At 74.4% G+C, this 13,430-nt stretch carries 10 protein-coding genes; 3 read left to right on the top strand and 7 right to left on the bottom strand.

The genetic code is table 11. The features are described from left to right. Nucleotides 1-5 precede the first annotated feature (5 nt). Nucleotides 6-1,172, top strand: coding sequence for a RedV protein (locus ACOTKD_RS19415; protein WP_424890234.1), 1,167 nt, complete (start codon nucleotides 6-8; stop codon nucleotides 1,170-1,172). A gap of 329 nt (nucleotides 1,173-1,501) precedes the next feature. Further along, nucleotides 1,502-2,164, top strand: coding sequence for a LuxR C-terminal-related transcriptional regulator (locus ACOTKD_RS19410; RefSeq protein WP_424890233.1), 663 nt, complete (start codon nucleotides 1,502-1,504; stop codon nucleotides 2,162-2,164). Between the two features lie 28 nt (nucleotides 2,165-2,192). Here ACOTKD_RS19410 and ACOTKD_RS19405 read toward each other — a convergent pair whose 3' ends face one another. From ACOTKD_RS19405 to ACOTKD_RS19375, 7 genes are all read right to left on the bottom strand, one after another. Then, entirely contained in the window at nucleotides 2,193-2,516 is a 324-nt protein-coding gene (locus ACOTKD_RS19405) for a RedY protein (protein WP_424890232.1), read from the bottom strand. A gap of 34 nt (nucleotides 2,517-2,550) precedes the next feature. Further along, on the bottom strand, nucleotides 2,551-3,720 hold the full coding sequence (gene redW / locus ACOTKD_RS19400; RefSeq protein WP_424890231.1) for an L-prolyl-[peptidyl-carrier protein] dehydrogenase: 1,170 nt from the start codon (nucleotides 3,718-3,720) through the stop codon (nucleotides 2,551-2,553). Then, nucleotides 3,717-6,500: a polyketide synthase gene (locus tag ACOTKD_RS19395; RefSeq protein ID WP_424890230.1), complete on the bottom strand. Its 2,784-nt coding sequence runs from the start codon at nucleotides 6,498-6,500 to the stop codon at nucleotides 3,717-3,719. The genes redW and ACOTKD_RS19395 overlap by 4 nt, the downstream gene beginning before the upstream one ends. Before the next feature lie 273 nt (nucleotides 6,501-6,773). Next, nucleotides 6,774-7,502, bottom strand: coding sequence for an AfsR/SARP family transcriptional regulator (locus ACOTKD_RS19390; RefSeq protein WP_424890229.1), 729 nt, complete (start codon nucleotides 7,500-7,502; stop codon nucleotides 6,774-6,776). Nucleotides 7,503-7,868: 366 nt separating this feature from the next. Next, the gene (locus ACOTKD_RS19385) at nucleotides 7,869-8,597 is read right to left on the bottom strand and encodes a response regulator (RefSeq protein WP_424890228.1); all 729 of its coding nucleotides are present in this window, start codon (nucleotides 8,595-8,597) and stop codon (nucleotides 7,869-7,871) included. 142 nt (nucleotides 8,598-8,739) lie between these two features. Then, nucleotides 8,740-10,023, bottom strand: coding sequence for a sensor histidine kinase (locus tag ACOTKD_RS19380; RefSeq protein WP_424890227.1), 1,284 nt, complete (start codon nucleotides 10,021-10,023; stop codon nucleotides 8,740-8,742). Nucleotides 10,024-10,049: 26 nt separating this feature from the next. Further along, nucleotides 10,050-12,158 (bottom strand): MMPL family transporter, encoded by a 2,109-nt coding sequence (locus tag ACOTKD_RS19375; protein WP_424890226.1) that lies wholly within the window; start codon nucleotides 12,156-12,158, stop codon nucleotides 10,050-10,052. Nucleotides 12,159-12,429: 271 nt separating this feature from the next. On the opposite strand from ACOTKD_RS19375, the gene ACOTKD_RS19370 reads away from it, so the two are divergent. Further along, complete coding sequence (locus ACOTKD_RS19370) at nucleotides 12,430-13,410, top strand: DMT family transporter (protein WP_424890225.1); 981 nt, start codon at nucleotides 12,430-12,432, stop codon at nucleotides 13,408-13,410. Nucleotides 13,411-13,430: the final 20 nt, after the last annotated feature.

The raw sequence follows: 13,430 nt of genomic DNA, 5'->3' as shown, positions 1-13,430 counted from the left end.
GACCCATGACACCCACCCACTCCCGGACCCCCGGCCTCGGCGAGTCCTTCCCCGAGGCGCTGCGCCGCGCCACCGCGATCGCCGCCCTCAGCCCCTCCTCGCACAACTGCCAGCCCTGGGCGCTCGCCCGCCTGGAGAGCCCGCCGGCCCGCCGCGCCGCCGCCGACCTGCTCGGCTGCCCCGACGACGGCTCCACCGTCTACCTCGCGCTCGCCGCCGACCGCCGGCGCAGCCTCAGGGCCCTGCCCGCCCACACCCTGGAGATGCGGCTGAGCTGCGCCGCGTACTGGCGCATGCTCTGCCGGGCCCTGGCCGCGCAGGGCTGGGCGCTCGTCCGGGAACGGGCCCACGAGGCAGGGGGAGCCGCGGACGCCCGCCTGCCCGGCGGCCCGTGGCCCCGCGACTGGTCGCTGCTGTGGACGGCCGCGCTGCGCCGCACCGGGGAGCCCGCCGAGAGCCTGACCGCCCTGGACGCCGCGGCCCGTGCCCGGCACACCAACCGCGGCCCGTACGACGACGAGCCGCTCGCCCCGGGGCTGCTCCGCGACCTCGCGCGCCGGACTCCCGCGGGCGGCCCCGCGATCGCCGTCCGGCACCTGACGGCGATTCATGAACGTGGCATATTCGCCGAGTTCCTGGCCCGTCACGGGGGAATAGATTTCAGCCACCCGGCCGCCTGGCGGGAAACGCACTCCTACATCCGATGGAGCCCGGCGGCGGTCCGCGCCCACGGCGACGGCTTCCCCGCGACGCAGCTTTTCGGACCGATGTCGGCCCGGCAGCGGCTCGCCAAGCGGATCGCACTCGCTCCGCCGGTGATGAAATTCCTGTGCCGGTTCGGTTATGACCGCTCGCTCGCCGGGGGACTGGCCGCCGAGGTCCGGCGCACCCCCGCCGTCGTCCTGATGCACTTCGCCGACGAGTCCCCCGGGGTCGCCGACGCCTTCCGGGGCGGCGCGCGCATCGCCGACTACTGGCTGCACGCGGCGTCCGCGGGTCTCGCCCTGCACCCGCTGAGCGTCGTCCTGCAGCACGACTCCCTGCGCACGGTGCTCCAGGACCGGCTGGGCCTTTCCGGCAGGCTCTTCTTCGCGAGCCGTGTGGGCCGGCCCCGTACCGCCTTCCCGCCGGCGCCCCGGTGTCTCGGCGCTGCGGACCACCGCACGGTCTGAACCGGGGACGGGAAAGCAGCGGAGCATTCCGGCCAGCCCCGGATCGCGTACGGCGCGGGGTCGGGGATACTGCTCCCTTGCCCCGTCTTTACCGTGACAGATTCCCGCCAAAACCTGGCGGGACGCCCGGCCGTCAGTTGCCGCTGGCGTACAGTCGGGTGAGACGTTCAGGGGGAAGCCGTGGCCACGGAGATGACGTCAATCAGCCATCGCACCGCCGGCGGGGGGACTCGGGTGGTCTTCACCCCCTCTACCCCGGCGGCCACAATAGCGCCTGCTCCCCGAAGCGACTCCGTTAGGAACCGTTCCGTTTACTGGAAGCAGGCTCGATGAGTATGCGCATACTGCTGTGCTGCGACAAGCTCATCCTGGGCGCGGGTATGCAGGCACTGCTGGGCCAGCACGGCCTGGAAGCACATACGAAAACTTCCGTGCGCAGCACGGTGGCGGCCGCCAAGGAGATGGCGCCGGACGCCATTGTCGTCGTGGCCCCGGCGCTCAGCATCGACGACACCCACGAACTCGCCGAACTCTCCCGGATGGCCAAGGTCATCCTGCTCGCCCGGTCCGACACGACGCCCAGGGCCTTCGAGGCGCTGCGCATCGGCGTCCGCGCCGTGCTCTCCCTGGAGGACCCGCCGGAGGAACTCATCCGCATGATCAAGACGGTCATCGAGGTCGACGCCATCGTCGCGCCGCTGACCGCCCGCAAGGCGCTCGACCAGCTCCGCACCGAGCAGCCCCCCGCCCCCGCCCCGCCGCCGGCCGGCGCCCTGACCCCGCGCGAGGCCGAGGTGATGCTGCTGCTCGCGCAGGGCCGGTCCAACGCGGAGATCGCCGAGAAGCTCTCGATCTCCAACACGACGGTCCGCTCCCACGTCCACCACGTGCTGCGGAAGCTGGACGCCGGGACCCGCGCCCGGGCGGTCGCCATCGCCTACGAGACGGGGCTGATCGACGCCATGGAGCGGCAGGCGGAGCGCCGCCCCTGACCCCGCCGGCGCCGCCGAGCGGAGCCCGTCAGCCCACGCCGGCACGGTATCCGGGCTCCACCCGCACCCCGGTGATTTCGTCCACCACCTCGGCCATTTCCCCGAAATCCGCGACCAGCCGGCCGAAGGCGGGACTCGTGGTGTCCCGCTCGAACTCGGCCCGGCTGCGCACCGTGATGACTTCGAAGAAGTGCACCGGCGCGGACGGGTCACCGGAAACCCGCTGCACGCTGAATGACAGCACGCTCGGGAGCTCCGGACAGGTCGCGTAGTCGGTCTCCCGCACCCATGTTTCGAAACGGCCGGGTGTGACGCCGGGGCGGAGCCGAATTCGGTGCACAATCAGGTCCACGATGCCGGAAGTCCCTTCTGTATTCCGATGCGGTTCACCGTTGCCGGAGTTTTCGGGAGCGCCGCCCGCCCAGGCCCAGTGCGCGGGCGACATTGTTCTTCTGGATCTCGTTGGTGCCGGAGAAGACGCGGGAGGGCAGGGCGTCCCGCAGCAGCGTCTCGGCCTCGCCGCCGAGGATCCCGAGGGCGCCGCGCAACTGCACGGCGTCCAGCCCGAGCTGCACGGCCGCCTCGCTCACCGCGAGCTTCGCCAGGGCGGGCGCGATCTCGTCGTCGCTGCCCGCGGCCAGCCCGCACGCGGCCTTGTAGAGCATCAGCCTGGCCGACTCCAGCCGCACCGTCATGTCGACGATGCGGTGGCTGACGGCCTGGAAGCCGCCGATGGCCCGGCCGAACTGCTCGCGCTCCCGGGCGTGTTCCACGGTGGACTCCAGCACGCGCTGCATCGCCCCGAGGTAGGTGGCGAACAGGCACGTGCGCTCCCACTTCATCGACGAGGAGAAGATGCCCGCGCCGGAGCCCTCCTCGCCGAGGACGTCCGCCGCCGGCACCACGCAGTCCGTGAGGTACACGTCCGCCATCGGCGAGCCCCGCAGGCCCACCTTGTCGTAGCGCGGCCCCACCGTCAGGCCGGGTGTGCCCGCCGCCAGGACGAAGGTCGTCAGGCCGAAGAAGCCGCCCCCGGGCTTCGTCGCCGCCTGCAGCACGAACACGTCCGCCACGGGGGAGTTGGTGGTGAAGCACTTGCTGCCGTTCAGCACGTAGGCGTCGCCCTTGCGCTCGGCCCGCGTCCGCAGGCTGAGGGCGTCCGAGCCGGCCTCGGGCTCGGTGATGGCGTGCGCCGCGATCGCCTCGCCCGAGGCGAGAGGCGGCAGCCAGCGCTGCTTCTGCTCCTCGGTGCCGAACTCGGTGATCGGCATGACGGCCGCGAACAGGTGCGCGGCGACGGAGAACGCGAAGCCCTGGTCGGCGCACCCGTAGCCGAGGGCCTCCATCAGCGCCGCGGTCGTCACGGCGTCGAGCCCGCTGCCGCCGTACGCGGCGGGCACGCTCGCACCGGTGATGCCCTGCTTGCCCGCGAGCTGCCAGCGGCGCCGGAAGTCCTCCGGGTCGTGCGCCGCCGTGCCGTCGCCGAGGTCGCGCCGGGCGAAGCGCACGACCATGTCGCGCATCTCCGCGGTCTCGGTGTCGAAGTCGAAGTTCATCGTGACCCGTCCAGGTGTTCCTCGATCAGCACGTGATAGTTGATGCCGCCGGTACCGAAGGAGCTGACGCCCGCGCGCCGCGGCCGCCCGGGGGCGGACTCCCACGGCCCGGTCGCCGTGGAGACGCGCGCGGGCACGCGGTCCAGGTCCAGCTCCGGGCTGACGGTGGTGAGGCCCGCGTTGGCCGGCAGCACCCCGGTCATCAGGGCGTGGAGCGCGCGCAGCAGCCCGGCGCCGCCCGCCGCCGCGAAGGTGTGGCCGAAGAACGACTTGGCCGAGCCGACCTCCAGCGGCCGCCGCCGGTGCGGGCTCGCGTACACCCGCGCGACCGCGGCGATCTCGACCCGGTCGCCCACGCGGGTGCCCGTGCCGTGCGCCTCCAGGTAGCCCACGTCGGCCGGGTCGAAGCCCGCCTGCCCGAACGCCTGGCGCATCGCCCGCACCTGGCCGTCCGCGTCGGGGGCGATCAGGGACTTCGCGTCGTTCGACGCGCCGATCCCGCACACCAGGCCGTGGATCGCGTCCCCGTCGCGCCGGGCGTCCGCGTAGCGCTTGAGCAGGAACAGCGCGCAGCCGTCGCCCGGCGTGAAGCCGTCCGCCGCCGTGTCGAAGGGGGTGATCCGCCCGTGCGAGAGCAGCCCCAGCGCCGAGCACAGCACCATGTCCCGGGCGTTGCAGGGCAGTTCGACGCCGCCCGCCAGCGCGTAGTCCACGCTGCCGGAGCGCAGCCGGCCCACCGCCACGTCCAGCGCGGCGAGCGACGACGCGCACGCCGCCTCGATCCCCAGCGGAACGGCGTCCAGGCCGTACTCGCCCGCGATCACGGCCGCGACGCCGCCGGCCAGGGAACCGTCGAGGTCCTCCGGCGCGCGCGGGGCCGGCTCCGCCGCGTACCGCTCGCGGACCAGGTCGAGCAGGGTCGCCGTCTCGGTCGCGTCCAGCCGGCCGAGCGCGGCGAGCCCGCCCACGGCCGACTCCACCTCGCCCAGGGCCAGCCCCGCGGCCGCGCGCCGCTCCCGGGACAGGCTCAGATTGGTGCCGGTCGCGACCAGGCCCGGACCGCGCAGCGCGGCGGCGGCCGGGCCGCGGCGCGCCATCAGCTCGCCGGCCACGGACAGGGCCACCCGCTGCGCGGCGTCCATGACCGCCCAGCGGCGCGGCGGGATGCGCAACCCCTCCGGGGGCGCCGCCGGCACCTCCAGCGGCGAGCCCTGGTCGGTGTAGCTGCGCGTGAGGCTCAGCCTGCCGGGCTCGTAGTAGAGCTCGCGGTCGAGGAGGGAGTCCGGCAGCGGCCCGATGCGGTCCTCGCCCGTGAGCATGGCGGCCCAGAACGCGTCGGCGTCGGGCGCGTCCCCGAAGCGGCCCCCGTAGCCCACGATGGCGATGGGCTCCGGGGCGGCGGACACACGGGCGGTACGCGGACGCTCCGCGGCGGGCCCGGCGGTGTCCGGGTCGTGCTCCTCCAGGACGAGGTGGCAGAGCGTGCCGGTCAGCGACGCGCCGCTGACCGCGGCCCGGCGCGGCCCGGCGCCCGCCTCCTGGTGCCACTTCCGCGGCTCCGGCAGCGTACGGAACGGAGGGCCGGGCTCGGGCGCCTGCGCGAGGTGGGCCGGCAGGCGCCGGTGGTACAGGGCCAGCGCCGCCTTGGTGACGCTCGCCAGGCCCGCGTTGGCGAAGGTGTGCCCGAGCCGGTCGCGCACGCTGCCCACGACCACGGGGCCGGGGCCGGCCTCCGCGTACACCGCCTTCAGCGCGTCGAGTTCGGCGCGCGTCTCGTGCGCCACGCCGTAGCCGCCGCACTCCACGTAGCCGACGGACGACGGCGGCGCCCCGCACGCGTCCAGCGCGGCGCGGGCCGTCCGGGCGCGCCGCTCCACGGACGTGGAGTAGCGGAACACACCCGGGCGCCCCTCGTGGCGCACCGCACAGCCGCGGACGGTCGCGTAGACGCGGTCCCCGTCGCGGACGGCGGACGACAGCCGCTTGAGCAGCAGTGCGCCCACGCCCTCGCCGAGCGCGAAGCCGCCGCCGTCCGCGGCGAACGGCCGCGTCCGGTCGGCGACGAGGCCCTTCGCCGCGAGCGCCGCCCGCAGGAACGGCCCCTCCTCGCGCTGGCCCGTGACCACCAGAACGGCCTCCGACAGGCCGCCGCGCAGGCTGTCCAGGGCGTGCGCGAGGGCGAGGAACGACGTCGCGTCGGCCGACTCCAGGGCCAGGGTGCGGCCCCGCAGCTTGAAGGCGCTCGCGATCCGGGCCGGGATGGTGCTGGCCATCTCCCCGACCCGGTCGTGCGGCGACGCCCCGAGGCGCCGTACGAGAGCGGTGCGCAGCTCGTCGGCGGCCTGCGCGGCCGTACGGGCCGACCCGCCGAACTCCGGTGCGGTCAGCGCCCGTTCCAACTCGCGGGCGTACCTGCTGCCCTCGACGCGCAAGGCGTTGGCGTACTGCCGGTCGAGGCCCGCACAGACCCCGGCCACCACGTCCGTCCGCTCGGCCTGCAGCGTCCGGTCGCCGGCCTTGGCGTCCTCCAGGCACTCCCGCGCCGCCTCCAGCATCAGCAGTTGCATCCGTGTCAGCGCGCCGGCCTGGGCGGGCGGAATGCCGAACTGCGCGACGTCGACCTCGATGTCCGCGAGCGACGGGGCCGCCGCCCCGGGCGGCGGCGGTGGTTCGGCCAGGTGCCTCCAAAAGGCGTCGGCTCCCCGTACGCCCGGATAGAGCGCCGCGATGCCGACGATCGCGACGGGTTCGTCATGGGGTGTATCGGGCTTACTGCGCATGTCGGGACGGCTCCAGGTGTCTCGGTCGGCCGGAGGCGGCGGACGGATGAAGGAGGGCCGGAGGCCGGCGCATCCCTCCGCCGCGGCCGGCGCGTGACCACGATGGTGCGGTTCGGTGGTGCCGGGCCGGCTTCGGGCGGATCCGGCACCGCCGGTCGCCGCCGCGGTGGCTGATCGCCGCCGCGGCGGCTTCGGTGACGCGGGGCCGGCGGGCGGGCCGGCACTCGCCGCCGCTGCGCGCGACCACGACGCCGGAATGCCGCCCGCAGGGCGCTACGCGCTGGTCACGGCCGGCTCGCGCCGCCCGGTCCACAGGGCACCGGGCTGGGCCAGCCCCGGGTCCTGGGCCAGGATCTCGGCGTGCCGGCGCTGCAGCCCGGCCCCCGGCTGGATGCCCAGCTGCTCGTCCAGCCGCTTCCGGGTGAGCCGGAAGCGCTCCAGCGCCTCGCTCTGCCGCCCCGACCGGTACAGCGCGAGCATCAGCAGCTCGCAGAACCGCTCGTGCAGCGGGTGCTGCGCGACGAGCTGCTGCAGTTCGGCGATCACCTGGGTGTTGCGGCCGAGCACCAGGCGGGCGCTCACCAGGTCTTCCCACGCGGTCAGCCGGCGCTCCTCGAAGAGGGTCGCGGCGCTCGCGCACCGCAGCCCCTCCCCGGCGTCGAACAGTGCCGGGCCGCGCCACAGCCGCAGACCGGTCTCCAGCAACCTCGCCGCCCGCTCGGGGTCGGTGGTCAGCGCGGCTCCGCCGCGAGAGGCGAGATCGAGAAATCTGTTGGCGTCGACGCAATCCGCCGCCACGTCCAGCAGATAGCCGTTCGGGACGGCCCGCAGGACGGTCGTGCGGTGCATCGGAGTGTGTGCCTCGAGTACCTTGCGCACCCTGGTCGCCTGCGCCTGCAGGGCGTTGCGGGGATTGCCGAGGGGCGAACCGCACCACAGCTCGTCGACGAGCTCCATGTGCGATACCGCCCGCCCCGCCCGGAGGGCGAGGGTCGCGAGCATGGACCGGACCTTGCTGGCCCGAATGTCGCTGCTCCTCTCCGCAGCGCTGACGCGCACCGGACCGAGTATTTCAATTTGCACGAAATTCCCCCACACAGCGGTTTCCGCCGGAGATCAGAACAGAAGCCGGTACCGGCTTTTCCCCCTTTCGGCGCCCAATCCTCGCAACGCGGAACAACTGGCGTCATCCATCCCCCGGCCCCTTTCCGCCCTCAACGGATGGCGGAGCCGGGCGCCCGCCCCCGTACGTTCATTGAGGCGCGCGCCCGCCCGGCTCAACGCGGCGTCAACGCACGGAGGACGGGGCCACGGCGCTCCGCTCGGCAGCGCGGCGTAGGTGCGGCGTCCGTTTTCTTCAGCCCGGCTTCAGGAAGAGCAGACGCCGTTGCCGGGGGCTCCGCCCGGTGCCGAGCCCGGCGTGACCAGGCCCGCCTCGTACGCGGCGATGACCAGCTGCACCCGGTCGCGGGCGCACAACTTGCCCATGATGCGGCTGACATGGGTCTTGGCGGTCAGGGGGCTGAGCCCCAGCACATCGCCCACCTCGGCGTTGTTCAGGCCCCGGGCCACCAGCGTCAGCACCTGGCGCTCGCGCACCGACAGCACCGCCAGGCCGCCCGTGACGAAGCTCGCCGGGATGTCCGCCCGCGGCGCCCGCAGCACCCGGGCGATCAGCCGCGAGGTCGGGCCGGGCGACAGCAGCGCCTCCCCGGCGGCGATGGTCCTGATCGCCTCCAGGAGCGCCGCCGGCCGGGTGTCCTTCACCAGGAATCCCGAGGCGCCCGCCCTCAGCGCGTCGATGACGTACTCGTCGGTGTCGTACGTCGTCAGGACGAGCACTTTCACGCCTGCCATGTCCTCGTCGGCGGCGATGCGCTGGGTCGCCTCGATGCCGTCCAGATCCGGCATCCGGATGTCCATCACCACCAGGTCGGCGCGGGCGCTGCGGGCCAGCTCGACGGCCTGCCGGCCCGTGCCCGCCTCGCCCACGACCTCCATGTCCGGGGCGGTGTCCACCAGCATGGCGAAGGCGGAGCGGACGAGCCGCTGGTCGTCGGCGAGCAGGACCCGGATCGGCTGCTGCTGCGTGCTCATCGGCGAGCCCTCCCCCCGGGGGAGCACGGTGCCGCCGGACTCGGTGCTGCTGTCATCGGCCATCCTTCGGGGTGGGACCCGCGCCCCGTGGGGCGGAGACGGGTCGTTTCACTGACGGGTGCACGCGCCGGTGCGCGGGGGTTCACGTGAGGACGGCCCCGTCCACGGGGGCGGCAGGCAGGACGGCGGTGACCGCGAACCCGGCGCCGCCCGGCCGCGGGCCGGCCTGCAGCCCGCCGCCGACGCTGCGGGCGCGCTCGCGCATGCCGACGATGCCGTAACCGCCCGTGCCGTTCGGCTCGTTCCCCGGCACGGCGGCCCGCACCGGCGCCTCCGCGCCGCCGTCGTCGAGCACGGTGACGCGCAGGGAGCCGTCGCCCTCGCCGCGCGCCACGGTCACCCAGACGCGGACCGCGGGCCCGCCGTGGCGGACCGCGTTGGTGAGGGCCTCCTGCACGATACGGTACGCGGCGGCCCCGACCGCCGGGGCCAGGACGGCCGTTGCCGCGGCGGCCGAGGCGGTGCCGTTGCGCTCCGCGGCCGTCTCCACCGGCCCCAGGTGCACCTTCAGGCTCACCCGCGCGCCCGCCGCCTCCGCGGCCCGCGCCAGGTCGGGCAGCCCGTCGAGCCCCGGCAGCGGCCCGTACGCCGCCGAATCGTTCCCGCGGAGCACTTCCAGCGTCGCGCGCAGCTCCGCGCGGGCGTCCCGGCACGTGTCGGCGATGCCGTCCAGCGCCTTGGCGAGCGCCGTGCGGTCGAGCCGCTCGGGGTCGGCGACCAGGACGTGCGCCGCCACCGCGGTCTGCACGCCGATCAGGGTGATGCTGTGGGCCAGCAGGTCGTGCAGGTCGCGCGCGATGTGCACGCGCTCCTCCGCGACCCTGCGCGCCGCCTCCCGCTCGCGCGTGCGCTCGGCGCGCTCCGCACGTTCCACGATCGCCCCCACGTAGTTGCGGTGCAGGCGCACCGCCTCCCCGATCAGGACGACGTCGGCGATCCAGCCCGCGCTCACCAGCGTCGGCACGATCTCGTGGCCCTTGCCCAGGGCCAGCATCACGGCGGTCGCCACGCCGTAGATGCCGCCCAGGGTGAGGAAGCTGCGCCGCGGCGGGCCGACCACGGCGAGCGTGCACAACGCCACCAGACCCGCGGGCAGCACCGCCGCCCGCGGGTAACCCAGCAGGTAGAACGGGCCGTTCATGCAGGCCACCGCGAGCACCGTGAGCCACGGCGCTTGGCGCCGCGCCGTCAGGGACAGCGCGGCGCCGGTGAGGAGGGCCCAGCCCGGGAGGTCCAGTGATCGCCGCGAGGTGACGACGAACAGCACGCTCTGCACGGCGAGCACGGTCAGTGCTATGCCGAAGTCCTGCAGCAGGACGCTGCGCCGGGCGATGGCGTGCCGCGGCAGCAGCAGTCGCGCGATCAAGGGGGCAACCGGGTCCCGGGACGGCATCACGAATCCATGGAACCCCGGGAGAGCTTCCCGGGCCACCACATCCACCTCTTCAGCAACAGGCTTGCGGAGGTGACCAGATAGGTACGGACCAGGAAGGTGTCCAGCAGCACGCCGACCGCGATGATGAAGCCCATCTCGACCAGCGCCACCAGCGGCAGCGTCGCCAGCACGGCGAACGTGGCCGCCAGCACGATGCCGGCCGAGGTGATGACCCCGCCCGTCGTGCGCAGGGCGGTCAGCGCCGCCTCCTGCGGCCCCGCTCCGTTCAGCCGCTCCTCGCGCGCCCGGTGCATCAGGAAGATGCCGTAGTCGACGCCGAGCGCGATGAGGAAGACGAACGTCAGCAGCGGCAGGCTCGGATCGAGGCCCTCGTAGCCCAGCACCGGGCCGAACACCAGGCCGCTGAGCCCCATCGCCGCGCCCCACGAGGCGATCACGGCGAGCACGAGCACCGCGGCCGCCACCAGGCTGCGCAGCAGGGCGATCAGCACGAGCATGACCGCGACCAGCACCAGCGGGATGACCTTGCGCCGGTCGTCGGCGTTGGTGGTGTCGAGGTCCATCTGCTGGGCCGTCGGGCCGCCGACGATCGCCTGCGCGCCCTTGACGTCGTGCACCGCGTCCCGCAGCGCGCCGATGGTCTTCTTCTCGCCGGCAGACTCCGGCTTCGCCACGGAGAACACCTGCAGTTCGGTGCGCTCCTCGCCGCTGCGGCCCGGCTGCACCGTGGCCACGCCCTTCGTGGCCTTGACGGCCTTCTCCACCTCGCCCGCCTGCGGGGTGCGCGTGACCACCGTGATCGGCAGGCTGCTGGCGTCGGGGAACGCGGCGGCGACCGAGTTCATCGCGGCGACCGAGTCGGGTTTGTTCAGGAACGCGTCCTCCTGCTTGAGGGTGCCCGGCAGCTTCACGGCGCCGACCGACAGCGCCACGAGCGCCGCGACGCCGCACAGCAGCACCAGGCCCGGACGGCGGGACGCGGAGTTGCCCATCGCCGCGAACAGCGACCGCCGGTGCGCTGCCTCGGCCCCGTACGCCGGGACGATCGGCCAGAACACGCGGCGGCCCAGCAGGACCAGCACCGCGGGCAGCAGCGTCAGCATGGCCGTCAGCGCGCAGAAGACGCCCACCGCGCCGACCGGGCCGAGGCCGCTGCTGCTGTTGAGGTCCGCCGCCATCAGGCACATCAGGCCCGCCACGACCGTGCCGGACGAGGCGAGGACGGCCGGGCCGCAGCCGCGGATCGCGGACCTCATCGCGTCGTAGGGCTGCTCGATGCGGCGCAGTTCCTCGCGGTAGCGGGACACCAGCAGCAGGGCGTAGTCGGTGCCCGCGCCGAAGATGAGCACCGTCATCACCGACGTGCTCATCGTCGTCACCGTCAGGTCGAACGCCTTGATCAGCCCGTAGACGCCGGCCATCGCGGCCGAGGCCGCCACACCGACCACCGCCAGCGGCACCAGCCACAGGAACGGGCTGCGGTAGATGAGGATCAGCAGGACCGCCACGACGCCCGCGGTGCCCAGCAGCAGCACGCCGTCGATGGACTGGAAGACCTCGTTCTGATCGGACATCAGGGCGACCTGCCCGCCGAGCTCGGCCTTCAGGCCCTCGGGCTTGTCCTCCTTGACGATGTCCCGGATGCCGTCGACCGCCTTGCCCTGCGCGGAGGCGTCCGCCAGGCCGCTCACCGACAGCGCGGTCATCGACGTGGCGCCGTCCTTGGACACGACGGTCGGCGGCTTGTCGCCGCCGCGCAGTTCGTAGCGCCCCGCGATCTTCTTCAGGTGCTCCTGCGCCGCCTTGGTGTCCGCGGGGCGCAGCCCGCCGTCGCGGTGGTACACCAGCAGCGCGTCGGAGGTGTTGCCGCCCGGCAGCTTCTGCAGGAGGTGCTCGACCCGGGTGGACTCCGCGCTGGCCGGCAGGTAGTCCACGGGACGGTCCCGTGCGGCGCCGCTGAGTTTTTCGGCGAAGGGCGCCGTGACCGCAAGGATCACGATCCAGAAGGCGATCACCGCCCACGGGAGGGCGCGCCGCCTCGCCTTGCCTTCGCGGGCCGGTCGCTCCCGGCCCTCCTTCTGCTGCGTGTCCGCCGCCGGGGCCATGTGCTCGCCGCCTCCTCGAAGCCGGAGTTCGCTGACCCTTCCAGGGTTCCGGCGCGAAGCGCCCCGTGCGTCGGCCCGCAGACCGAAGCGGAAGCTAATCCGCCGGGTGCAGCGGGGTGGTTGCTACTCCCGCGGGAGTAACCACCGGCGGACGCCGGCCGCCCGGCTGACTGCCCGTACGTCTCAGGTATCCCGTACTCCGCTGGTAGGAGACGCAGGTCCGTCCCCCGGGACGACGACGGATCCGGCGCGGCGGGGCATCGTGGAGGGCATGAGTGCGCTCCTGCTGCCGGTCCTGCTCTGCCTGGTGTCGGCAGTGGCCTACGCGGGTGCGGCCATCGTGCAGGAGCGGGTCGCCGCCACGACGGCGGACGGGCCCGGGGCCCGCGGCCCGCTGCGGCGCCCCGGCTGGTGGGGCGCGGTCGCCCTGACCGGGCTCGGCGCGGCGCTCCACGTCGTGGCCCTCGCCTACGGGCCGCTGAGCCTCGTCCAGCCCCTCGGCGCGCTCACGATCGTCTTCGCGCTGCCCATGGCGGCGGTGTTCGCCCGCAGACCCGTCGGCCCGGCCGGCTGGCGCGGCGCCCTCCTCGCGACCGGCGGCCTCGCCGGGCTCCTGACCCTCACCGGGCCGCCGCGCGCCGAAACCCTCGACGCCGCGCAGCGGCCCCTCCTCGCGGCCGCGGTACTGACCGGGGCCGCGGTCCTGGCGCTCGGAGCGCGGAGGGCGCGGCGGGCCGTCGTCCGGGGAGTGGCGCTGGCCGCGGCCGCCGGCGCCGCGTTCGGCATGGGCTCCGTCTTCACCAAGGCCGCCGCCGAGGACTGGACCGCACACGAGACGGGCTCCCTCGTCCCCACGCTCCTCGCCACCGCCGTCCTCGCCTCGGCCGGCATGCTCCTGTCCCAGGCGTCCTACCGCGGCGCGGGCCTGGCCGCGCCGCTCGCCACGGTGACGATCGTGAACCCCGTGGTCGCCGCGGCCGTCGGGACGGCCGTGCTCGGTGAAACCTTTCGCTACGGGGTGGCGGGCGGTGTCCTCGCCGTGCTGGCCGGCGGGTTCGCCACGGCGGGCGTGGTGACCTTGAGCCGCCTCCCCCCGGCCCGGGAACCCGCACTCACGGTGCGGACCGGCCCCACGGTGCCGAGGGCGCGCCATTGCGCGACGCGCGCGTGGAGCGCGGGGCACCTACGGGCAATGGGCGGCCCGGCACCGCCGGGTTGCGCCGCGGTGGCTGATCGCCGTCGCGGCGGGTGATGCCCCGGCGCGCCGCCGGG

Origin of the sequence: Streptomyces sp. XH2 (assembly GCF_049725035.1) — a bacterium.
Taxonomy (GTDB): domain Bacteria; phylum Actinomycetota; class Actinomycetes; order Streptomycetales; family Streptomycetaceae; genus Streptomyces; species Streptomyces roseoverticillatus.
Note: the sequence above shows the minus strand (reverse complement) of the source record. Positions and strands in the feature narration are given on the sequence as shown.

Coding starts and splice junctions, on each gene's coding strand:
- ACOTKD_RS19370 (WP_424890225.1), top strand. CDS start 12,430: ATGAGTGCGCTCCTGCTGCCGGTCCTGCTCTGCCTGGTGTCGGCAGTG.
- ACOTKD_RS19415 (WP_424890234.1), top strand. CDS start 6: ATGACACCCACCCACTCCCGGACCCCCGGCCTCGGCGAGTCCTTCCCC.
- ACOTKD_RS19395 (WP_424890230.1), bottom strand. CDS start 6,500: ATGCGCAGTAAGCCCGATACACCCCATGACGAACCCGTCGCGATCGTC.
- redW (WP_424890231.1), bottom strand. CDS start 3,720: ATGAACTTCGACTTCGACACCGAGACCGCGGAGATGCGCGACATGGTC.
- ACOTKD_RS19390 (WP_424890229.1), bottom strand. CDS start 7,502: ATGCTCGCGACCCTCGCCCTCCGGGCGGGGCGGGCGGTATCGCACATG.
- ACOTKD_RS19375 (WP_424890226.1), bottom strand. CDS start 12,158: ATGGCCCCGGCGGCGGACACGCAGCAGAAGGAGGGCCGGGAGCGACCG.
- ACOTKD_RS19410 (WP_424890233.1), top strand. CDS start 1,502: ATGAGTATGCGCATACTGCTGTGCTGCGACAAGCTCATCCTGGGCGCG.
- ACOTKD_RS19385 (WP_424890228.1), bottom strand. CDS start 8,597: ATGAGCACGCAGCAGCAGCCGATCCGGGTCCTGCTCGCCGACGACCAG.